This is a genomic window from Ascidiimonas aurantiaca (assembly GCF_037646345.1).
GTDB classification, from domain to species: Bacteria; Bacteroidota; Bacteroidia; order Flavobacteriales; family Flavobacteriaceae; genus Ascidiimonas; species Ascidiimonas aurantiaca.
On record NZ_JBBEWR010000001.1, the window covers coordinates 274,233 to 296,962 of the forward strand.

Annotated in this window: 19 protein-coding genes and 1 tRNA gene; 2 read left to right on the plus strand and 18 right to left on the minus strand. The window is 37.0% G+C overall.

The annotated features are described in order from the left end of the window. Positions 1-284 precede the first annotated feature (284 nt). From WAO84_RS01205 to WAO84_RS01280, 16 genes are all read right to left on the minus strand, one after another. The gene (locus tag WAO84_RS01205) at positions 285-791 is read right to left on the minus strand and encodes a GNAT family N-acetyltransferase (protein WP_340063194.1); all 507 of its coding nucleotides are present in this window, start codon (positions 789-791) and stop codon (positions 285-287) included. Between the two features lie 22 nt (positions 792-813). After that, positions 814-1,596, minus strand: a complete 783-nt coding sequence (locus WAO84_RS01210) for a hypothetical protein (protein ID WP_340063195.1) — start codon at positions 1,594-1,596, stop codon at positions 814-816. Between the two features lie 128 nt (positions 1,597-1,724). Next, positions 1,725-2,621, minus strand: coding sequence for an autotransporter outer membrane beta-barrel domain-containing protein (locus WAO84_RS01215; protein WP_340063196.1), 897 nt, complete (start codon positions 2,619-2,621; stop codon positions 1,725-1,727). 21 nt (positions 2,622-2,642) lie between these two features. Next, a complete protein-coding gene (locus tag WAO84_RS01220; protein WP_340063197.1) occupies positions 2,643-3,440 on the minus strand; it encodes a hypothetical protein in 798 nt (265 codons plus the stop codon). A gap of 203 nt (positions 3,441-3,643) precedes the next feature. Next, positions 3,644-3,883 (minus strand): hypothetical protein, encoded by a 240-nt coding sequence (locus WAO84_RS01225; RefSeq protein ID WP_340063198.1) that lies wholly within the window; start codon positions 3,881-3,883, stop codon positions 3,644-3,646. 432 nt (positions 3,884-4,315) lie between these two features. Next, complete coding sequence (locus WAO84_RS01230) at positions 4,316-4,735, minus strand: hypothetical protein (protein ID WP_340063199.1); 420 nt, start codon at positions 4,733-4,735, stop codon at positions 4,316-4,318. A gap of 846 nt (positions 4,736-5,581) precedes the next feature. After that, complete coding sequence (locus WAO84_RS01235; protein ID WP_340063200.1) at positions 5,582-6,625, minus strand: serine hydrolase domain-containing protein; 1,044 nt, start codon at positions 6,623-6,625, stop codon at positions 5,582-5,584. A 219-nt stretch (positions 6,626-6,844) separates the two neighbouring features. Next, positions 6,845-7,534 carry a hypothetical protein gene (locus WAO84_RS01240; protein ID WP_340063201.1) on the minus strand — a complete coding sequence of 230 codons (690 nt, stop codon included), beginning with the start codon at positions 7,532-7,534 and terminating at the stop codon, positions 6,845-6,847. A 469-nt stretch (positions 7,535-8,003) separates the two neighbouring features. Beyond that, a complete protein-coding gene (locus WAO84_RS01245; RefSeq protein WP_340063202.1) occupies positions 8,004-10,061 on the minus strand; it encodes a hypothetical protein in 2,058 nt (685 codons plus the stop codon). Positions 10,062-10,435: 374 nt separating this feature from the next. Further along, positions 10,436-10,509 (minus strand) — tRNA-Arg (locus WAO84_RS01250). 120 nt (positions 10,510-10,629) lie between these two features. After that, the gene (locus WAO84_RS01255; RefSeq protein WP_340063203.1) at positions 10,630-11,730 is read right to left on the minus strand and encodes a DUF6544 family protein; all 1,101 of its coding nucleotides are present in this window, start codon (positions 11,728-11,730) and stop codon (positions 10,630-10,632) included. A gap of 224 nt (positions 11,731-11,954) precedes the next feature. Beyond that, entirely contained in the window at positions 11,955-12,140 is a 186-nt protein-coding gene (locus tag WAO84_RS01260; protein ID WP_340063204.1) for a YgaP family membrane protein, read from the minus strand. A 17-nt stretch (positions 12,141-12,157) separates the two neighbouring features. Next, entirely contained in the window at positions 12,158-12,463 is a 306-nt protein-coding gene (locus WAO84_RS01265) for a hypothetical protein (RefSeq protein WP_340063205.1), read from the minus strand. A gap of 1 nt (position 12,464) precedes the next feature. After that, positions 12,465-15,656: an efflux RND transporter permease subunit gene (locus tag WAO84_RS01270; RefSeq protein WP_340063206.1), complete on the minus strand. Its 3,192-nt coding sequence runs from the start codon at positions 15,654-15,656 to the stop codon at positions 12,465-12,467. An 11-nt stretch (positions 15,657-15,667) separates the two neighbouring features. Then, positions 15,668-16,753 (minus strand): efflux RND transporter periplasmic adaptor subunit, encoded by a 1,086-nt coding sequence (locus tag WAO84_RS01275; RefSeq protein WP_340063207.1) that lies wholly within the window; start codon positions 16,751-16,753, stop codon positions 15,668-15,670. A gap of 5 nt (positions 16,754-16,758) precedes the next feature. After that, positions 16,759-18,072 (minus strand): TolC family protein, encoded by a 1,314-nt coding sequence (locus tag WAO84_RS01280; RefSeq protein WP_340063208.1) that lies wholly within the window; start codon positions 18,070-18,072, stop codon positions 16,759-16,761. A gap of 226 nt (positions 18,073-18,298) precedes the next feature. Between WAO84_RS01280 and WAO84_RS01285 the strand changes: the two genes are divergently transcribed. Continuing rightward, positions 18,299-18,952 carry an OmpW/AlkL family protein gene (locus WAO84_RS01285; RefSeq protein ID WP_340063209.1) on the plus strand — a complete coding sequence of 218 codons (654 nt, stop codon included), beginning with the start codon at positions 18,299-18,301 and terminating at the stop codon, positions 18,950-18,952. A gap of 168 nt (positions 18,953-19,120) precedes the next feature. On the opposite strand, the gene WAO84_RS01290 is transcribed toward WAO84_RS01285, so the two are convergent. Both WAO84_RS01290 and WAO84_RS01295 read right to left on the minus strand, forming a co-directional pair. Further along, the gene (locus WAO84_RS01290) at positions 19,121-19,264 is read right to left on the minus strand and encodes a hypothetical protein (RefSeq protein ID WP_340063210.1); all 144 of its coding nucleotides are present in this window, start codon (positions 19,262-19,264) and stop codon (positions 19,121-19,123) included. 155 nt (positions 19,265-19,419) lie between these two features. Further along, on the minus strand, positions 19,420-20,898 hold the full coding sequence (locus tag WAO84_RS01295) for a helix-turn-helix domain-containing protein (RefSeq protein ID WP_340063211.1): 1,479 nt from the start codon (positions 20,896-20,898) through the stop codon (positions 19,420-19,422). Between the two features lie 126 nt (positions 20,899-21,024). Between WAO84_RS01295 and aceB the strand changes: the two genes are divergently transcribed. Beyond that, positions 21,025-22,623, plus strand: coding sequence for a malate synthase A (gene aceB, locus WAO84_RS01300; RefSeq protein ID WP_340063212.1), 1,599 nt, complete (start codon positions 21,025-21,027; stop codon positions 22,621-22,623). Positions 22,624-22,730 lie beyond the last annotated feature (107 nt).

Consider the following 22,730-nt stretch of genomic DNA (forward strand, 5'->3'; position numbering starts at 1 on the left):
CGTATTAAGTATTTGATTAATTCTCATTCCATCAACAATGGCATAATCAACTTCCCATTTTTTGCATAATATATTTTCTAATTAGGCCTTACTTAAAATGATTTCCTGAGCAGGGAGATTTAAGTTCATTCCGGTAACAAGTCCTAGAAGGATTAATAGTTTCTTCATTTTATACTTAATTTTTTTTAGTTTACAGCTAATGGTTTTGTATAGGCGTTTGTTACGGGTTTTACATTCGTATTTTGTTAATAATAAACACCATACATAATGATTTGCAATCTATCTCAAACCGTTAATTGAAAAAGACTGACAGTAGCATTGTGATAATGCGACGGTAGCCCCCCGGTGTTTTTTAGTTTAGAGAGCCCCAGAAAATCAAATCCGCATTTTGTATAATGATTTATAAGCCCGACGTTTTCACCTACAGTATCCATACGCACATATTTTTTATTGTTTTTTTTCGCATAATTTCCGGACCATTCGGCAATGACTTTTACTAAACTCTGTCCCCTAAAATCAGGATGGGTAGAAATTCGATGTATATATATTGCAGGCTCATTATTTTTTTCTCCCCATATTAACGGGTCATCATCTGTAATGGCCCATACACAGGCTATTTGGTCTCCATCTACCATTTTCCACTGCCGTTTTTCGAGTATTTCCAATTCAATGAGATTTCTGTCAAATTTTGGCCAGGGCACAACAGATTTGGATTTTTGCATTTTTGTTGCAAAATCGTAAAGTTCAAATATTTTATCAATATTGGTAATATCACTGTTTTTTATTTGCATTATACAATCGATTATAAACTTTTTATTTTTCAGATTCCAGTTTTTCCAGCCTTGATTGTAATTCAAGAAGTTTGTTATTTAAAGATTCTAGATCTTCAATTTTTTGAGCCTGTTCTTTAATTTTCTTTTCCTGTTGTATGGTGTAAAGAGTTAGCTCTTCTATTTTCTGGAGTAATTGTATTTGAAATGTTCCTATATTCACTCCGTTTTTTTCCATTTCCTTAGCGGAAGCAATCTCTGGTAAATGCTTTTTTTCTTTTATATAATTTTCAATAAATTCAAGAGTAGGTAAGTTATAATTGTTCTCAAATACAAAATCGGCGGTAGGAGTAAGACTTACTTTAACTTCTTTTGCTTCTATTTTTCCATAAATAGCCAGATTCCCACTATGTGTTAGTTTCAATAATTTCTTCTCGTTGGTTGATTGAATTTCAAACCCGTTCTCGGCCCCTATACCAGATCCGCCAATCCTGAGCCGGGCGATATTATTAAGCCAGGAAAGGGTAATATTGGCTTCTCTATTATTTGGGTTGAATACTCTTGCAAAACCATCATTAACTTCGAAAAGCTTTTTCTCACCAACTCCCTGAATTAGAAATCCGTTTTCAATACCATTTCCAGTTCCTCCAATTCGAATTCTAGCTGTATTGTTATACCAGGAAAAGGCAGAATTTGCCGCCGTATTGTTTGGGTTTTGAGTTATTACAGCCCCAGAAGTGGTATTGTCTCCATTGGGGTTCCATTGTTGGGCATTTACGCTATATGTAAGACTTAAAAAGAGCGAGATAAGAATATTTTTTTTCATTACTTTAAAATTATGGTTATTATTTTATTTTTAGCCGTGGCTCATTAAGAAGTACTTACATTTGCTTTCGGTTTAAAATATACTTTTTTCGGGTACTTTTACTCTTGTGTTTACAATAGAAATCGTTATTAATTATGTTTGTTGTTATAGAGTGTTCTATTTTCTAATTCAAGTAACTTTTCAACTTCAGTCAGTCTCTTTTCCATAGACTTCAGTCTTTCTATTTCTTTTTGTTGAGCGATAATATAAAGTGTCAATTCCTCTATTTTTTTAAGAAGATCCATATCCATTTTAGCCTGGAGTATTCCGTTTTGTTCAAATTCTTTGGCAGAAGGTATTTCAGGCAGATGATGATTCTCTTCAATAAACTTTTCGAGTGCTTCTATGCTTCTAAGCTTATAGTCTTTTTTAAAAACATAATCGGGGGCAGGCACATTAAGGTCAATTTTAACCTCTTCTGCGTGAATGTTTCCTTTTACGGTTAATTTCATATCAGGGTTTGAAGTGCCAATTCCAATATTTCCACTATCAGTTATAATCAAATCTCTACCTTGAACCCAATTAGTTCCCCTCCCAATGACAAACTTATTCCCATCAGAATTGTCAATTCCGGTAACCCATCTTTGAACACCGGTTAAAAGATATTGCACCTGAGCATCTCCAGAACCATTTTGTTCGACGGTCAACCCTGCGTCTGAAGATACATTTGAATCATTACTATATAAATGGAGTTTGCTTAAGGGATTAATGGTTCCTATACCTATATTACCATTAATAGATATTGTTAATCTGGGGTTCTTATTTGTAAAAAGCTTAATCCCTCCGTAACCTGATAATCTTGCTTCAGCACTACTCGTACCCGAATACCAGCCTAAAGCATAATTTCCTAAAGAGGCTCCGTTATACGTAAAATTGTCATTATCGGGATTAAAACCAAAAGAGTAATTTACTCCAATAGTTTGATTTTGTGAATTCACTCCAAAAGTAATTACAAACAGGGCAATCGAAAACATTATTTTTTTCATTATTGTAGTTTTATAAGCTTTTTATTGTTTTGATTTGAATAATTTCTCGATTTCTGTTAGTCTGTCAGATAAAGACTTTAGTTCTTTATTTTCTCTTTCCAGTTTTTGGATTTTCTTTTCCTGTTGGATGGTGTAAAGAGTTAATTCCTCTATTTTTAGAAGCAATTTAGAATCCATTTCACCAAGCAAAATTCCGTTTTCTTCCACCTCTCTGGCGCTGGGAATATCTTTTAAATGTCCTTTTTCTTTTATATGGTTTTCTACTTCTTGAAGTGTCGGTAACTTATAATCATCATAAAAAACAAAGTCAGGCCATCCTGTTTCTACTTTTATTTCTTTTGCTCTGATATTTCCGTTTACGGCTAATTTCCAAGAGCCGGGATTAGCCGTGCCAATACCAATATTTCCATTTCCTACAATTTTAAATAGAAGGGTTTCGTTTCCGGAATTATCAATATCCCTAAATTCAAACCCTCCTGTAGATCCGGCCCCTCGATTAGTAATGAAGCTCGTCTCACCATCTCCTGCATTTCGATTCCACCCAATAAGTAAGGATCTGGAATTGGCTAAATAAGACAGGTTTTTATTATCTAAATTCGTTCCGGAAATTAGTAATGAACTGGATGAATTCAGTATATTATCTATACTGGACAACCTTACGGAAAAATCATTCGGATCATTTGATGATTCGTGAAAATCTATATATTTTCCAATTTCAGTTATTCCGTCACTTTTTACTGCCAGATTAGTACTCCAGTATTGTTGAGCGAAAAATATTTGGGAGGTAAGGATCAAGAAAAGGAATAAGGGTTTTTTCATTTGTACATAAGTTTGTGAGTTAATATTGGCAAGTATTTAAAAACAATAAAATGTTACCTTAATGTTTTAAAAAATTACTTGCAATGGTTTAGTGTATGATTAGTTGCAGATTTTTTGAGACTAGCCATGTTTTACGAAGCAGAAAATATCTGCCGTAAACCAAAGGTAGCTAACATAAAGGAAATTTCCGAGAGGAAATTCTATTACAATTTATTATACACCTTGTAGCCTGTATTTTTTATGAATGTTGGTTTTTCGGCAATCCATTTTCGGTATTCTGTAAATTCTCTGTAATATTTGTCAGCTAGCTTCTCTAACGATTTTTCCTCCTTATATTCCCAAGCTCTGTTTAAATCGGCTACTGTTTTGTTCGTTAACTTGAATCCAGCCATTAACCTTTCCCTTGGTTTTGGGTAAAGCACCAAATTTTGGTAAATTTTCAAAATCATGAGTGATGCAACACTAAGCGCAGTAAGGTTCTTTCCTTTAAATTAGTGGAACGAATTTATGTGAAAATTTATAGGATAGGTAGGACGTTTTTAGATGGTTTTAAGTGGCCATACCGTCGGTAGGTTTTGCCCGATACCGCGCTTTGGGTGTATTCATTGGGGTTTATTGCTTTGTTGGAGTGCAGGGCAAAGATCAAGCATTTGCTTTGGGAAAAATCAAAGATTTTTTAGTAGCTGGGTTTTGTGTCAGCCAATGGCAAATAAAGAGATCTTGCACACCCAAAGGGTGAATGCACTCCAACATTTTTGTATTTGTAAAATAGCGAAGTAAAAAATGCTATATTTTTTAGTTGAAAAACAAAGATGGCAGAAAAGGTCTAAAACTTTATTTTAGCTCTTAACTATACTTTGTTGTGGCTGGTTGTGTTATTTCTTCTTTTCAGTATATACTACTTCAGTTTGTTTATCATAAGTTAGTTTTTTTCCATTCAACCAATCTTTGAATCCGGTTTCACCTAACTTATTTTTCATATCTTTTGAACTCACTGCTGTTCCCTCGACTGTAACAGAAGCAACGAAAGGATAGCTACCATATCTAACCACGCCGTCAACGAGTAAATCGTATTCAGGTCCGGCTTTTTCCAGAGCTTCATCCATAGCGTCTTTTATGTTCCAACCGATACCTAAAAAATAGGATTTTTTTCCTTCCACTTTCTTTCCTTCAGCCCTGTCAATATCCAAACTAACGTTTTTTGAGCTAATCACTGTAAAATCTACAAGTCGAAAAGAACAGCCAGATAATAGACCCAATGCTAGTACTAAAATTAGTAAGTTTTTAATTTTCATTTTTTTAATATTTATAATTCCTACTCTTAAGGTTTTTCGGTTTCACCCCGTTTTTAATGGTCTCTGGGCTCCATTTTTTAAGTAGCTACAACAAGTTGCTAAACGTAGTAACTTTCTGTCTTGAAAATTAGCGGCAACGAAGTTACATAAAATTAACAAGACAGGTAGGGTGTTTCTAAATGGTGTTTAAGCGACTATGTTTGTGTAGGTTTTGCCCGATACCGTGCTTTGGCTGTACTCATAAGGTTTTGAACCATTTAGTTCAACGCTTCACAGGAGTGCAGGGCAAAAAATGAGAATTTACTTTAGAAAAAATCTTTGATTTTTTAGCAACTGGGTTTTGTGCATACCAATGGCAAATAATGAAGTTTTGCAAACAGAAAGGGTAAATGCACTCTAACCTATTCTTATAAAAACCTGAAGCCAGGTGGAGTGTTGTATTTAGTTTACACATTAACTCAATTGGGTTAGTTCAATAATTTATTATATCCTTTTCTTTGAATAACTTTTTATGTATTAGGGTAGTAAGCTTCTATTCTACGTTTAATAAAAAATTATCGATAAAAAACTCTATGTTTCCTGCTATTGGGTTGGCTATTGCTCGAACTCCGGATTTTATTTTCAGTTCGTTTATTTCTCCATTTTAGATAATAGGCTATCAGATTTATAGGTGTACATTTGAAGCGCATTCTCTCCTCCTGAAACTTCAGAGTCAATAACTAAAATCTGGCAGTTATTTATGCAGCTAAACTCCTGCTTTTAGATGAAGTCTTTGCCGGTCATATTATGTTATATAAGGTGATGTTTACAGTTTGTTAATTGATATGTCTAAAATCCGATTTAAAATTAAAACCGTTTTAAAATCTCATTTCCGGTATCAGTTAAGAATAATTTGACAGCTTTCATTGCAATACCTCTTCCAGTATCTCCATTAGTTAGCACTACTAAACCTCTTTTTGACTCAGGTAAAAGAACAATTAATGAATTGACGCCTTTATCACTACCTGCATTAAATAGTGCGTATTCTTCATTAGGTAAGTCTTGAAATATAATCCACCCTAAACCAAAACTAATACCTTCACGAACCTTAGAATGCGGTTTACTCATTTCTTCAAAAAGCGAATTGTCAAGATAGGAATTATTGAGCAACGCTATTGTGAGTTTGCTGAAATCTGTCAAAGTTGTCAGTAAATTATCTGCTGCATTGGCTTCAGAAGTTTTTTCATAATCATACATTTCACCCTCTTTGTTGTGAGAGCCTGCAAAATCAAGCTTCTCCATCTTTCTGTTCCAGACCAGAGAGCTATTTACCATTCCAATAGGTTTGAACACAAGTGAGTCCACCAACCTTTCTAACGAGGTGTCAAATTTATGTTCTAAGGCATTTCGTAAATATTCAAACCCTTCTCCAGAATACTGAAACTTCTCTCCGGGTTCAAAATCAAACGACAGTTTTTTGTCATCATTCATATATCTCCAGTTTTTAAACCCGCTCCTGTGGCTTAAAATAAGTCTTGAGGTCAACTTTCTGTGTCTCGTATCTTCTTGTATATCTGGGTCAATCCAGTATTTATAAAGTGGTTCGTCTATATTAAAATCTTTTTTTTCATATAACTTAAGGGTAACTAAGGTAGTTATGGTTTTGGTTAACGATGCTACGTCAAATAGCGTTGAAGATGTTATTTTATTACCCTTAGCATCCGTTCCTTCAAGAATTATTTGAGTGATCTTACCATTTGTGATTTTAGCAATAGCTATTCCTGGCAATTTTGCCTCAACGAGCCAATTACTCACATTTTGTTGAATATTGCTTTCAACAGATTTGGAGTTTTGAGCTATCAGGTCGCTAAAAAATAGCACAAATATACAGGGTAAGTAAATTGATTTCATAATGTCTTGTATATTTCTCCCATTCAGCTTACAGGTTTTCTGAATGACGAAATAAGTCGCGAATTGTTACACTGTTTCAGAAAAACCCTGTGTGTATTCTATAACGATTAGTTAATCAATTAATCAGATTTTCGCAAACGGGGATACATCCGTAAACATAACAAACCTTGTCTCTCCCGAAGGGCAACTACGTTTTATTATATATGGTTTATAAGCTTTTTATTTTTCAGATTCCAGTTTTTCCAGCCTTGATTGTAATTCAAGAAGTTTGTTATTTAAAGATTCTAGATCTTCAATTTTTTGAGCCTGTTCTTTAATTTTCTTTTCCTGTTGTATGGTGTAAAGAGTTAGCTCTTCTATTTTCTGGAGTAATTGTATTTGAAATGTTCCTATATTCACTCCGTTTTTTTCCATTTCCTTAGCGGAAGCAATCTCTGGTAAATGCTTTTTTTCTTTTATATAATTTTCAATAAATTCAAGAGTAGGTAAGTTATAATCATTCTCAAATACAAAATCGGCGGTAGGAGTAAGACTTACTTTAACTTCTTTTGCTTCGAATTTGCCATATACAGCAGCATCTCCCGTATGTGAAATTTTTAATAAGTTTCCATTAGCGTTTCGGAAATTAAACCCTCTGATAATAGAGTTATTCACAATATTTACTCCATCATCATTGACCCCTATACTTAGTACATAACCACTGGTATTACTGCCCTCTAAAAATGCTAAGTGCTGCCCTCCGTTTCTAACATATAGCTTTGAAATAGGATCATTAGTTCCAATGCCGACATTACCGTTTTTATAAACAAAATCGCTTTTACCACTATCTCCTGTTAAAATTTTTTCTTGTGCTGTAATATTAAAACTAGCTCCGATCATTAATACTGTTATAAAAATTTTTCTCTTCATTTTTCAAAGTTTTTTACAAAAAGAAATAAATATTTTATTTCTCAAAATGATATTTGTTAGTTTAAACCAGGATTAATACTTTTTTAGAGAGTAAATAAAAAGTGTAATTATATGAATATTTTCACGAATTAGATGGATGAGGCGTTTTGTATTTTGTAAGGGATTGCAGTGTTATAAAAGGAAAAGCGAACCGAAGTTCGCTATTTTTTAAAAGTCATTGCACTTGTCATCACACCAGGAAAAGAAAACTATACAACCCTAAAAACAAAAGCAAGCTATGTGTTTAGCTTGCTTCGTTTTCAATTTTTTGTCGATTTATTCGTGATCGCGGCAAGTTTCCAACTATTTTCTTAAACCCCACATAAACAACCAACTCTAGCACTTCATTTTTTTAAAGGAGGTTATATTTGGGGTTAAATCACGGTGTTTTAGTGTAAAAAATACAATTTCATTGGATAAACTGCATAAATTAATTTTCATTCAATAGCTCTTTCGTGTAAGTTTCTTTTTTTTCATTTTTCTTTTCTTTACTACATAGACGTTTATTAAACTCGCTAAAACAGTAAGCAATTAATCCAACTGGAATAGCATAAGACAAAGCAAAAGCTATACTTTTCTCTAAACTGTCTTCTTTAAGACTATTACACCAATTTTTTAATTTACTAATATGGTTCCAACTACTATCTTGGTAAATAAATAACAAAAGAAGAATTATAACCCCAAGTATAACACCAAATAAAAATAAATATCCCAATCGACTATATTTTTTAAGCTTACCATCAATAATGATTTTTTGGTATTTATCTAGCTTATCAGAGTCGTTTTTTTTAGAAGCTTGAAGCTTCTTAATTTTTTCTTCCTGTTTCTTAAAATCTCCCGATAAATCAGATATAGCCTTACGCTGTTCAGCTAATTCTTTCTCTAAGAGATTTTCAGTATAATTTCTAGCATTATCCGCTATTTCATCAACAGATGAATTTTCATTAATAATATCATTAAATTTATTCTCTACCAAGACCTTAGTTATTCTAGATTGTTGGCTTACATCCTCAGTAATTTCACTAATTCCTTTCAATACATTAGCAAGGGTTCTATTCGATATACTACTACCATTTTGAGATAGACTAATAAAACTTACAAAACTCTTAAAATCATCATTAGTCCTAGAATAATATTTTAGAAGTATCGTCATCCAATGAGAAGGTAATATTACAATGGGGGTTTTTGTTTCACGTTCTAAATCCCATTTTTTCAATAACTGATCAGTAGAAATATAAAAATGTTTAGCTTGAAAAATGTCGTTAGTAGCTTCTCCTCTTTCTTTTGCAATTAAATAAATATTCTTAGCATCGTAATGGATAGAACTATAGTTTACATTTTCAGGGTTTCTAGCCCAAAGTCTTTTCCCTGCGTATATATCCTCAATTAATTGATCAATATCTTTTTTAGTATCTTCTTCAAAAACATTTATAGGTATATTCTCATAGAGTTTAATATTATATTTTCTAATAAGAGCCTCATAAGTAGATAAAATTGAAGCCCTATATAATTCTAAACTATTATTAGCCCTTTTTGACCTCCACTCAAAATAATGATGATAAATGTCTTTATTAGAACTATATTCTAAAAATACCTCAGACCCTATTCTTTTTCCTTTACTAAACCTCCCTAATTCACTAATATAATGATCTATTGTAGCTCTAAATTCAGTATCAGAAAACTTAGTTATAATAAGTTTTTCTTGGGCATCAGAGAACTTATCCAAAAATGTTAACGTTCTTCTCTTTCGAGTATCTCCATTTATTCCTATAGCCCGAAAGATTACATTCGTATCTAAATAAAAATTTTTATTTTTTAAATTATTCAACTCAAATACAGAGCTAGATTTATTGTTAGTTATTAAACAGTATTCTAGAGCAAAACAAGATATATCAAAAACACACTTATTCTTATCAGATTCATCCCATTTTAAGAAACTATTAATAAGTTTAGCTTCGTCTAAGTCGAAATTATGATTTAGGTTTTCTATAAAGGTTTTTAAATCAAAGTCAGAGTCGAGAAGTCTCGTAAAACTAGAAATATTAGATAAAAAACCCTCGTATAAAAATCTATAAATTACTTCTTTACCATTACTTACACCCTCAAAATTAGTTGCGTTTAATTTCAAAAACTCATCTATAAAATAATCTATATTTTTATGGTTAAGTTTCTTTCTTAATAACTCTAATCGTTTAATTTCAAGGCATAATATATAACTACCGTCATCTTTTTTATTAACCAAAAAATGATCTTCTAAATTAGAGTTTATACATTCCTTTACCTCTTCCTCTGAATAGGTTATTTCATACCTATCTTGGATTTGATCTATTACATTATCAGTCGAAAGAAATACATTATCATTTTCCAAGAAAATAGATTCAATTATTTTCCTGAGAATAGTTCTAGGTGTAACCTCATAATTATTATCAACATATAATACCGCTGCTAATCTAAATGCATCTCCTTTATATCTTCCGCTTAAAACCATAAATTAATTTAGTGTTAGGCTACCAAAGTTAGATTATAAAACTTCCTTTACAAAAGGATTAAAGCAAACTTATTATCAAATAATTAACATATAATTTTAGGCACTTCTAAGCATTTTTTTCATTACGTCACACTTACTTGTTTCATAAGAATAAAAAAGACCTTAAATGTGGCTTATTACAAGGTGTATTTATGCTAAAATAAAAAAAGGGTTAGAAAAGGGGGTAGGTTTTTACAAACTTATAGAAACTTATTAAGCAATAGAGGATGAAAAGGGAGTTCTAAGAAACCTAAACAAAACAAGGGTTAAACTCAGTAAATAAGCGGTATAAAACAAAAAATCCATCACTTTGGCGATGGATTTTCCGCTTTAAGTGATCGCGGCAGGATTCGAACCTGCGACCGTCTGCTTAGAAGGCAGATGCTCTATCCAGCTGAGCTACGCGACCTCTTCCATTTTCAGGAAAAGCGGTGCAAATATAATCAGCTTACCCTAAGAAACCAATTTATATGTACACATTTTTCATTTTTACATATTTGGACACCTATACACTCTTTGACGAGAACGGTTAAAAGGCTTTTCGATTGTATTCTATATGGGCAATTTTAATACGAAAACATTCAAAATCGCCTTCGGGGAGCTTCCAGGTTATTTTACAGGAAGCCGGTAAACGGTAACCATTAAAATCGCGGTAATCCTGTATTTCAACCAGCCAGTTCTGTAATTGTGCATCGGTAGCACCCCCATAGAACCGTTTACTCTCAAAAGCTATAAGTTCACCGGTATCGGTAAAGGTAAAAATACCAGATACCTCTGTGTTTTTTGAGGTAAGTGTACCCTTAGCAGAGTTTGCCGATAGTGACTCCCATTGTATGTTTTTATAAAGAGCAGCCTGAGGGAAAAGACATATTTCAGCCAGATAGCGTGTCATCCCGGAACGGTTTATTTTATCATGATACCCCTCTTTGACTATAGGGAACAGGTGATAAGCCACTATGAGCATTTCATTTTCTCCGTTTATGAGTTTATCCCTGCCCTGAATTTGTAATAAAGAGCCGCTTTCCACATTCACCGTCCATATAAAAGAGGCATCAGGCAAACGATAGTATTGTTTTGCTGCAAAGGGCATCCATTCCCCCTTCGGTTCGGTTTTCATTTCACCCGTTTGTTCCAGATATACGGTTTGTACCGGTTCGTTCTCAGTAACTCCCGTATATTGAAGCCATTTTTTAACAATAGGAGGTAAGCCTGCAGAGTCAATATCAGGAATATAACTTTCCTTTACAGCAGGGGCGCTAACTTTTAACAGGGACGTTACTTCCTGAATAATGGTGTTCTCAAATCTTATTTTACCATATCCGGCTATACATACCAAAAGAATAATAAGGTTTATAACAGTACCGTATTTAGCATCGCCCCAGGAAACAAATAGAAGTATTTGAGATAACAGGATAGCAATGATCCCTAAAACAGGCCATAAAGGGCGATCAAGGATATACAAAAGAGAAGTTACCAAAAACAAAACACAGGCTAGCAGCCATAAAACACCTATGGGTTTTGAAATATACTTTGAAAGCTCACTGACCTCAGCAAGTTCAAAGGCTTTGACAAACCCCATGACATGGATCAAACCATGTACTATGATAATAATACTCCATACTATTTTCATAACAGTTGTTTTAAAATGATTTTTCGTATAAAGAGTGTACTCAATATGCTTTTCTTTATAAAAAAATATACGGCTTTTCCGGATTTTGTAAATCTAGACAGACTTTTGTAATTGATTAATGATAAGTATCACTTCCCGAGAGTTTATTTTGTAACCCGTATAAACAAAAAAAGCCCCTGTATTTTGGGGCTTTGGCAATTAATCAAAATACCTGTGTTACCACATCAATCCTTAACTCCGAGTTTTTCCAGAAACACTTCCATTAGGCACCATTTGGTGATGGACGATTGTAACAGATTGGCTCCGACAAATGCGGTAAACCAAAGCCAGTTCATATTTACCTTTATAGCCAGTAGTAAGCTGGTAAGAATAAAAACACCTGCTATGGCTCGTATAATTCTATTTTTCATACTTCTTTGATTTTAAATTAAATAAATTTTTCAACGGGTACTATTACGGCCCTTAAAGGGTTATTCGTTTTCATATTTTTATTGTATTGTTTTATGAGTGTAAACAGATCCTGTGCCTGAGTGTCCTGGGTGAATGAGAAAAACAGACTGGATTCTGCACCTCCCGATTTACCCGGGAACCAGCGGGTAGCAGCTATTGCAGAGGTGATATTTTGATAGCCTTCAATCTCAGATCCGCTAAATTGTTCAATACCTGCTTTTTTAAAAAGACTATACACATCATCGTGAAATTGTTCTACAGAGGTTACTATTACCAGTTTCATTTTATTTATATTTTTTATGTTCAATTAAATAATACACCAGGGGCACTACCAGCAGCGTGAGTATGGTAGAGGCAATGGTACCTCCCATAAGAGAGATGGCCAGTCCCTGGAAAATAGGGTCAAAGAGAATGACAAAAGCACCGATAACTACGGTTCCTGCAGTTAATAAAATGGGTGTGGTACGTACGGCTCCGGCTTCAATTACGGCTTTTTTAAGGGGTACCCCGTCTTTGAGCCTCAGATTTACAAAATCTATTAGCAAAACCGAGTTTCGTACCATGATACCTGCCAGGGCGATCATACCGATAAATGAAGTAGCGGTGAAAAAAGCACCCAGGAGCCAGTGCCCGAGCACAATGCCAATAAGCGACAGCGGAATGGCTACCATCATCACTATAGGGGTTTTAAAATTCTGGAACCAACCCACAATAAGCATGTAAATAATGATAATAACCCCCAGAAAAGCAATACCCAGATCCCGAAATACTTCCAGGGTGATCTGCCACTCACCATCCCATTTCACAGTGTAGTGATCCTCGTATGCCGGTTGCTTTATATACAATTCTTCCAGATGATAGCCTTCCGGCAGATCCAGGTTTTTCAGCTTATCGGTCATCCCCAGGATGGCATATACCGGACTTTCCAGTTTCCCCGCCATATCAGACATCACATAGACTACACGTTTCTGGTTTTTTCTGTAAATACTTTTAGCCTGTATTTTTTCCTTTACCTGTACCAGGTCATGAAGCGGGATCATGGTTCCGTTTTGCGATCGTATCTGAATACCCTGAATATCTTCCAGGGCCGATCTTTCTTTTTCATCTAGCGTTAACGTAATAGGTACCTGCCGGGAAGCGTTTTCATCGTACAGGGTAGTAACCGGTCTTTCGGCCATTACCATGTGGAGAGTAGAGGTAATTTGTTCGGGAGATACTCCGTAAAGTACTGCCTTTTCTTTATTGGTCTCCAAAATGTATTCCGTCTGGTCATCTTCTACCATCCAGTCGGTATCTACAACATCACTGGTATTTTTGAGAATTTCCTGTACCTGGTTCGCAATTTGTATTTGTTGTTTGTAATCGGGTCCATATACCTCCGCTACAATGGTTGAGAGTACAGGGGGGCCGGGAGGGACCTCTACTATTTTTACGTTGGCCTGGTAACGCGCGGCAATTTTTTGAATGCCGGGCCGTAGCAATTTAGCAATATCATGGCTCTGGGCACTCCGGTCATGCTTATCTACCAGATTTACCTGAATGTCGGCCATATTGCTGCCACCTCTCAGATCATAGTGCCGTACAAGTCCGTTAAAGGTAATGGGAGCAGAGGTACCTACATAACTCTGGTAATTTACCACTTCGGTCCTTCCGGAAAGATACTGTCCTATCTCCCGGGTTACGGCTGAGGTGCGTTCAAGCGTGGTGCCTTCCGGCATATCAATAACTACCTGAAATTCATTTTTATTATCAAAAGGCAGCATTTTTACAGCAACTGATTTGGTGAAGAACATCCCGACAGACCCAACTAACAGCAATACTGTAATGAGAAGGAAAACAAGTCGTTTTTTCTTATTTTCTATAAGCGGTCGCTCCATTTTTTCATACCACTTGTAAATAAAACTGTCTTCAATGGCTTTTTCTTCTTTGGCATCACCTTTTTTGTCTTTTTCACGAAGAAACAGATAGCCCAGGTATGGTGTTATGGTAAGTGCCACAAACAGGGAAAGTAACATAGCTATAGATGCACCAATAGGCATAGGGGACATGTAGGGCCCCATGAGTCCCGATACAAAAGCCATAGGTAATACCGAAGCAATAACGGTAAATGTGGCAAGAATGGTAGGGTTTCCTACTTCGTTAATAGCATACAGGGCTGCATCTTTAAAAGGCAGGCGCTTCATTTTAAAGTGCCGATGCATGTTTTCAGCAATAATAATAGAGTCATCTACCACGATCCCTGTTACAAATACCAATGCAAAAAGGGTAATACGGTTAAGTGTATAGTCCAGCATATAGTAACTTAAAAGCGTAAGGGCAAAGGTGATGGGTACCGAAAGGAATACCACGAGGCCGCCTCTCCAGCCCATAGCCAGCATAACTACTATGGTTACTGCTATTATGGCTCCTATAAGGTGCATAAGCAGTTCAGAGACTTTTTGGGAGGCTGTCTCTCCGTAGTTGCGGGTTACTTCTACATGTACATCATTAGGGATGAGTGTTTTTTTAAGGTGTTCTATCTTATTCAGGATCACCTCAGATATTTTCATGGCATCGGCTCCCTTGCGTTTTGCTACGGAGATCGTAACGGCGGGGTATTCTGATGCATATTGGTCAGCCTTTTCGGAAGCCTTGCCAAACCCGAGGGAAACGTAGTTTTTAGGGAGCTCGGGTCCGTCAAGAACGGTAGCTACCTGTTTAAGATATACAGGTTGCCCCTGCTGGGTACCTATGATCAGGTTTTCCACATCTTCGACATTCTGCAAAAAGAGCCCGGTGCTGAGTGTAAACTCATGATCATTTCTTTTAAAACTTCCTGCGGGGAGTTGCTGGTTCCCGGCTTTTAGCATTTGGGCTACCGAAAGAAAATCCAATCCGGCAGCGGCCAGTTTATCCTTATCGGCCACAATGCGCATTTGCCGGTCGCGTCCTCCAATTTTTTTGGTTACCGAAACATCGGGAACTTTTTCAATTTCATCGCCCAGTTCCTGTGCCATTTGCCGTAAACGATAATCGTCATAGTCTTCGCTCCAAAGAGTAAGCCCCAGCATAGGGACATCATCAATAGCCCGGGTTTTTACCAAAGGCATGGTAACACCTTGTGGCATAACATCCATATGTTTGTTAATCTCATTGTAGAGCTTTACAAAAGAGCGCTCAATATCTTCACCCACATAAAACTGTACTATGACCATGCCCTGATCTTTCATAGAGGTAGAGTACACATACTCTACACCTTTAATGTTTGAAATAAGCTTTTCCAGAGGCTGGGTTACTCTGGATTCTACTTCTTCGGGGCTCGCACCGGGGTAGCCCACAAAAATGTCGGCCATAGGCACATCTATTTGCGGTTCTTCTTCCCTGGGTATAAGGAATGAACTGTAAACACCCACTACCATGAATATAATCATCAATAGCACAGTGAGCTTTGATTGCATAAAGCCCTTCGCTATTTTTCCTGCTAGTCCTTCTTTCATAGTTCTGTTACTTATAGTGATTGAGTGGTAATGCGCACGCCGTTATAGAGCTTTCCTTTTGCTGTAACTACAAAGGTTTCACCCTTTGAAAGGCCGGACAGTACTTCTACCTGATCATGGTGTTCCCTCCCGAGGCGTACCCATCGCAACAGGGCTTTACTCTCCTCACTTACCACATACACACCGGTAAGTTGCCCGTGCCTTACGATCGCTTCTTTTGGAATTAATACAGAACTTGCGTCTGTCACTTTCCTCACCGGGAATTTCACCGTAGCGAACATACCGGAATGTAAGGGGGCATTTGTATTGGAAAGGGCTATTTTTACCAGATACTGACTACCGGTGTTAAGAGCTGAACTGCTTACTTCGGTAATTATTCCGGGAATTTCGGTTCCAAGCGACCTGACCTCTACTAGGGCAGAATTGCCTTCCTCTACTTGATGAATATAATTTTCAGAAACGGTGGTAACTACTTCAAAATTACCCGGGGTTTCCATGGCCACCAGGGGCATTCCTGGGCTGGCCATTTCACCTTTATCTACAAAAGTATTGGTAACAACGCCACTGAAAGGCGCTAAGATCTGGGTATATGAGAGTTGTGCTTCTACTTCTTTTTGCATTTGCCGGGCGGTTTCCAAACGAGCCTTTGCCATTTCAAAACGCACGGTCATATCATCCATTTCCTTTTGGGAGGCACTGGACTGCGCAAACAATTGCCGGTAGCGATCGTAGTCTTTCTCAGCGTTACTAAAGGCTGCGTTAGCCTCTGCTGTAGCTGCCTTTGCCTGTGCCTGTCTGGCCAGGAGATCATTACTGTTAATTGTAAGAAGCAACTGACCCTTTCTTACCTTGTTGCCGGTTTTTACATGTAATTTTTCTACAAACCCCATGATACGGGTGCTTAGGTTAGCACGGTTGGCAGCTTCCACTTTTCCGCTGGTACTCATAAATGCATCACTATCCTGTATCTGTACCGTGTTTACGGTTACCAAAACAGTTGTTTCCTGAATACCGGCTTGGTCAGATTTATTTTTCCCACAACTTACCAGAAACAAAGTAAGAACGGGTACTATTGATTTTATATATATTCTCATCATAAATTCTATTCTTTGGTTAAAAATTTAAGGTATGCCAGGGCATAATTGTGTTGGTATATGGCTTGATAATATTCCAGTTGTTTTTGTGCATACAGTGTTTCAGAACTAAGAAGATCTGACGTTTTTTCAAGGCCTTCCTTAAATCGGTTGGTTCGTATGCGTAATGATTCTTCCGATTGTTGTAACCCCAGTTGGGTAAGTGCCACATTATTTTCGGCATCTTCCAGGCTGCGGGTAGCTTTTTGAAGCTCTAACTTACTTTTTGAAATATACTCGTTTAACTGCAGTCTTGATTTTTCATATTCGGCTTTACTCTTGCGGGCCTTGCCAAACCGTTTGGTGCCTTCCAGAATGTTCCAGCTAAGTTGCGCCCCGAACAGATATCCGTTGGCTCCGGTTTGAAAAAGGTTACTGTCATACATTTCATAACTGCCAAAGGCATTCAGTTTAGGCAAAAAGGCCATTTGGTCGGCTTTGTGATTGTTTTTATAGGCATCAGTAGCCAGTTGCATGGCCTTGATATCGGCGCGATCCTGAGAAACCATAAGTATATTGTCGTTTGTTTTACCAATTATGTTCAAACTATCTGTAGGGATAAGGAGTACATCTGTTTTTTCATTCATTAAGTAAGACAGGTAGTTAGAAACATTGCCTACCGTACTTCGGGCATTTTGTAACTGGTTGGCCACTTCGGTAACTCTTACTTCAGTAATAAGTACATCTGCTTTTTGCAACAGGCCCTGCTCATAACGATGGTTTGCCAGTGTACTGTTTTCCCTGGCAGCCAGAAGCGCTTTCTGCAAAACATCTACAGCTTTGTAAGCCAGTTGGAGTTGCATATACGCATTGGTCACTTCCAGATGAATGTAATCTTTGGCACGTTCACTCTGTAATTTGGCCGCTTCTATTTTTACCCGCGCTGCTTTGCGTTGGTAAATACCATCTACGTTAATAAGCGGTTGCTGTACCTCAATTCGGGTAGCAAAGTTTTCTATTTGATCAGGGTCGTTTAACAAAACCGGATTAAAATCTCCCTGTGTAAGGATCTCCTGATTGAGCTTTGATCCAAACGCCATGAGCGGATTGGTAGTAGCAAACCCCGTATGGGACACAGTAATATTGGGAAGTAACACTGCATTGGTTTGCGCGTAATCTGCTTTTGCCCGGTTCACATCTTCGTTTGATATTTGTAAGGAGGTATTGTGTGCTTCTGCTTTTTTCAGAACCTCATCCATAGAAACAGGCATGGTACTCTGTGCCGTTAGGAGTATGGCAAAATGCAAAAAGCAACATAACATCAGGTATTTTTTAGTATTCATGTGTTCTTTTTTTAATAAAGACAAAATTAGGAGCGAAACATAGCCGAGTCAGTAACATTTGTTACGCATTAACAGAAGAAGTAAGGTGAATTGATCTTACTGCGAAAAGGGAGTGTATTTGGGTCTGCAAATAAAAAAAGCTAAAAAAAAAGCACGAATATGATAATTATCATCACACAGAAAATTATCCGGAAATACCTTTGTGCAAACAATAAATAAATAAATCATGAGAAAAATAGCAATTATCTTATTAGCTAGTTTAACAATTCCGTTTTCTATGTATTCACAGGATGATTCTTCAAAAGATTCCGATGATTTCAGCAGATGGCAGGTACGGCTCAGAGGTATTCTGATCTCGCCTGATGAAAGTGCTGACATTGAGGCCATAGGAGGAGATGTAGAGATATCTTCTGCCTTTGTTCCGGAATTGGATATTACGTATTTCTTCACTGAAAATTGGGCGGTTGAACTTATCCTGGGTACTGCTAATCACGATGTGGAGGCTGTATCAACTGCTGCCGGAGATATTGACCTGGGTGATGTATGGTTGTTACCACCTACCTTAACACTACAATATCACTTTACCGGAGGAGCACTTAAACCGTATTTGGGAGCTGGTGTAAACTACACTATTTTCTATGGTGCTGATGAAGGCCCCGTGGCAGATGATATTGATTATGATGACAGCTTTGGTCTTGCTTTTCAGGCAGGTGTAGATTTTGCTCTTGACGACCATTGGTTCCTTAACCTGGATGTGAAAAAGATATTTATCAACACAGATGTAACGATCGATGCTACAACTGCTTTAGGCGCTACCGTTGATGCAGATGTTGACATTAATCCTTTTGTATTTGGCTTTGGAGTTGGATACAGGTTCTAAAAGCCGGACAATCTCACTTTTAAACAAAAAAAGCCCGCAATCATATTGCGGGCTTTTTGGTAAATAATAACATTGATTAGAATTAGGTTGATATCAATAAAACAAAAAAGAGGGCACATGCCCTCTTTTTATAATTACAGGTAAAACTAAACTTTGAAAAATTAAATCTTAATTTTCTCCTTCTGTTTTCTTTTTACCGCTGTTCATGAACAGAATTACAGCCGTAATGAGTATAACACATACCAGTGCGAACACCGCTATCATGAATACACCGTTATTCCAGTTAACAAGGGGAATGCTTTGAAGTATCATAGTATTGCTGTTTAAAATCAATGGTAGCATAAAGATACTTATGAGTTGTATTGTAGAATATGACATTTGTCATTACCCTCATTATTTATTTTGAGTAAAAATATAGGCACAATCTATGGGTTTAGAAAACCGGTAAAAAAATGAGTGAAACCTAGCTATTTGCCATAGTTTTTAAAAATGTTTTGTACCACTTCTTCAATTTTTCGGTTTTTAGCTTTCGCTTGTAAAACTGTAGCCGGCGCTTTACGTACATCACAATTTGTTATGGTACAACGTTCGCAGGTAACTCCTACCTGCTGTGTTTTTATTCCTGAATCTTTCAAAAAAGACAGTTTACGCGACAGTTGTTTGTTTACCAGCATCCCTATACTAATGCTTCTATATTGATCTTTTTTAAAAGGGTCTTTAGTAGCCGAAGAAAAAACCACATAGGATTGATTGTCATCTGGATACTGCGATATCTGTGCATCTAATATATGAGAGCCCTCCTCCTGTGCGATTTGTTGTAATACCTTTAAAGATATCCAGCGGCGACAATAGTGTTGATTGGTCTGATTAGCATGCGGAGAGTGTTGATGCGTTAAATGTAATTCTTTGTTCAGGTAAAAATTCTCACTACCTTTTTTGTAGGTAAACCGAAGAAAGAACAGGTTTTGAATATTAAAGTCTTTAGGTAACAGATTGGTGAGCCTTTGGTAAAAAGTTTCCGGAGAAGCATTATGAGAAGCAATAATGTCTGTAAACAACTTTGTATCAAAAACGGGTTTCTCAAAAAAAGAGGTGAGCTGTTGTACCAGAAGCGGGCGCGGCAGAACCAATGCTCCGGCAAAATACGAGGCGTAAAAATTATGCAGTACCTGGTCAAAATTGTCAAACTTGATCCATGAAAAGGTGTATAAACGCTCTTCGAGACCTAGATAATTGTATGCAATCTCTTTTGCATAGATAAATGTACGCTGCGCTTCATCAATATGATCTGCCAGTAAGAGCGTGCGGGAAGCAGGAACAAAAACCGATCGTAAATTGTCAAGCTCACTATGCTTTTCCAGATCTTTATTGTTAATAGTGTACTTGTATTCTTCAATAAGTATTTCTTCCAGTTCGGCAGAGTGAACCGGTTTGGTAAGATCTATCTGGTATGATTCAGAAAACTTTATTACTGCGGTTTCCAGATGCTCAAAATAGTTGTTATTAGCTTCCTGATAGGAGCGAAGAGAGGCCAGGTAAAAACTCTCACGGCTAAAATTGTAGTTTTTGGCAATCTCGATCACTGTACTTATAAAAGCATTAACGCGTGCAGGGGCATTAGATATAATGGCAATAAGGTCGTTCTCTTTTATACCAAAAAGCTCCAGCGGTATTTCTCGGAGAATGTTGGACTGAAGTATTTTGCCCACCGGTGCCAGATTCTTATCCAGTTTTAAAGAAACCAGATCGTCATAGGGTACATCCAATTTTTCAGATAAGAGCGCAATTTTATCAGTCTTAGGATACTTTTTTCCTTTCTCTATCTCATTAAGATACGATTTTGAAAGTCCGGTAAGCTTAGATAGCCCGAAAAGCGAAAGATTCTTTTCAGTACGTATCTGCTTAAGTTTTAACCCGAATATGAGTTTTATATAATCTTCTTCCATAATATAATAATCAAAGATACATTTTTTTGCGAATATGATAATTTTAGAGGAAATTATAATTTTAGCGAACGTTCGCTTGTTTTTTTCAAAACTTTGTTTTATTATTGTCCTCATAAACAGTATGTCATGGAAAACATTTTAGTAAAACCACAGGAAGTATCATTTGCCAAAGAAGTAAAAAACTTCTATCCGGAGATACTTACTCCAGAGGCACTTACCTTTTTAAAAGCACTTCATGAATCTTTTAATGCCAGACGACTTTCTTTACTGCAGAAAAGAGAAGAAGACCAGGGGTTGTTCGATTCGGGAGAGTTTCCCGATTTTCCATCAGAAACACTACATATACGCACCGGGAACTGGACTGCAGGTACCATTCCGGAAGATCTACTGGACAGGCGTGTTGAGATAACAGGCCCGGTAGATCGCAAAATGATCATAAATGCGCTCAATTCCGGAGCCAATACCTTTATGGCCGATTTTGAAGACAGCAATGCACCCACCTGGCAAAATGCGATAGAAGGACAACAAAACCTTATAGATGCCAATACGGGTACCATAGAGTTGTATGATAAACAACGAGACAAAGAATACCGCCTGAACAAAAATACCGCAGTTTTACTGGTGCGTCCAAGAGGGCTGCACTTAAACGAACGTCATATTCTGATTAACGGAGAACAAGCGTCCGGTAGCCTGGTGGATTTTGGCCTGTATGTATTTCATAATACCCAAACACTACTTGCCAAAGGAACGGCTCCTTATTTTTACCTTCCTAAACTGGAACATTATCTGGAGGCCCGCTGGTGGAATGATGTATTCGTTTTTGCCCAGAATTATTTGAAAGTGCCCACAGGCACCTTTAAGGCCACCGTACTCATTGAGACCATCACGGCAAGTTTTCAACTCGATGAGATTATTTTCGAGCTTAAGGACCACATTGTAGGACTGAACTGCGGACGCTGGGACTATATTTTTTCGTATATCAAAAAATTCAGGAACCATAAGAACTTTGTAGTGCCCAATCGCGATCAGGTTACCATGACCACCCCTTTTATGGATGCCTATTCAAAACTGGTAATACAACGGTGTCATAAGCGTGGCATTCACGCTATGGGAGGCATGGCTGCTCAGATCCCCATAAAAAATGATCCTGATGCCAATACCAGGGCACTGGAAAAAGTACGGCTCGACAAAGAAAGAGAAGTAAAAAACGGGCATGACGGCACCTGGGTAGCACACCCTGCACTGGTAGCAGTAGCCAAAACAGAATTTGACAAACACATGCCAGATGCCAATCAGTTACATGTAACCAGAAAAGATGTAGTGGTTACCGCACACGATCTCGTCAGGCTACCCGAAGGTACCATAACAGAGGCCGGTATTAGAAAAAACATAAATGTGGGTGTTTTGTATATAGAAGCATGGCTTCGCGGAAACGGTGCCGTAGCACTGTATCACCTTATGGAAGATGCAGCTACCGCAGAAATATCCAGAACCCAGGTATGGCAATGGCTTAAAAACGAAGTAGTACTGGAAGGAGACAGACCCTTTAACAAAGCACTTTTTAATGAGATTTTTGACGAAGAAAAAGAAAAGATCATTAAAGAAATAGGAGAGGAGGGCATACGCCACGGCAAATTTAAAGAAGCCTTCGAGCTGTTTGAGCTGTTAGTTACCTCTGAAGAGTTTGAAGAGTTTCTAACCTTACCCGCGTATGAATATCTTTAATCGCTACATAAAAATTAAATTTCTATCATAATCATAATAAAAAAAATCCCGCGAATGCGGCAACATTCATAACGGGATTCGTAATAACATTAATTTACAAATCAAAA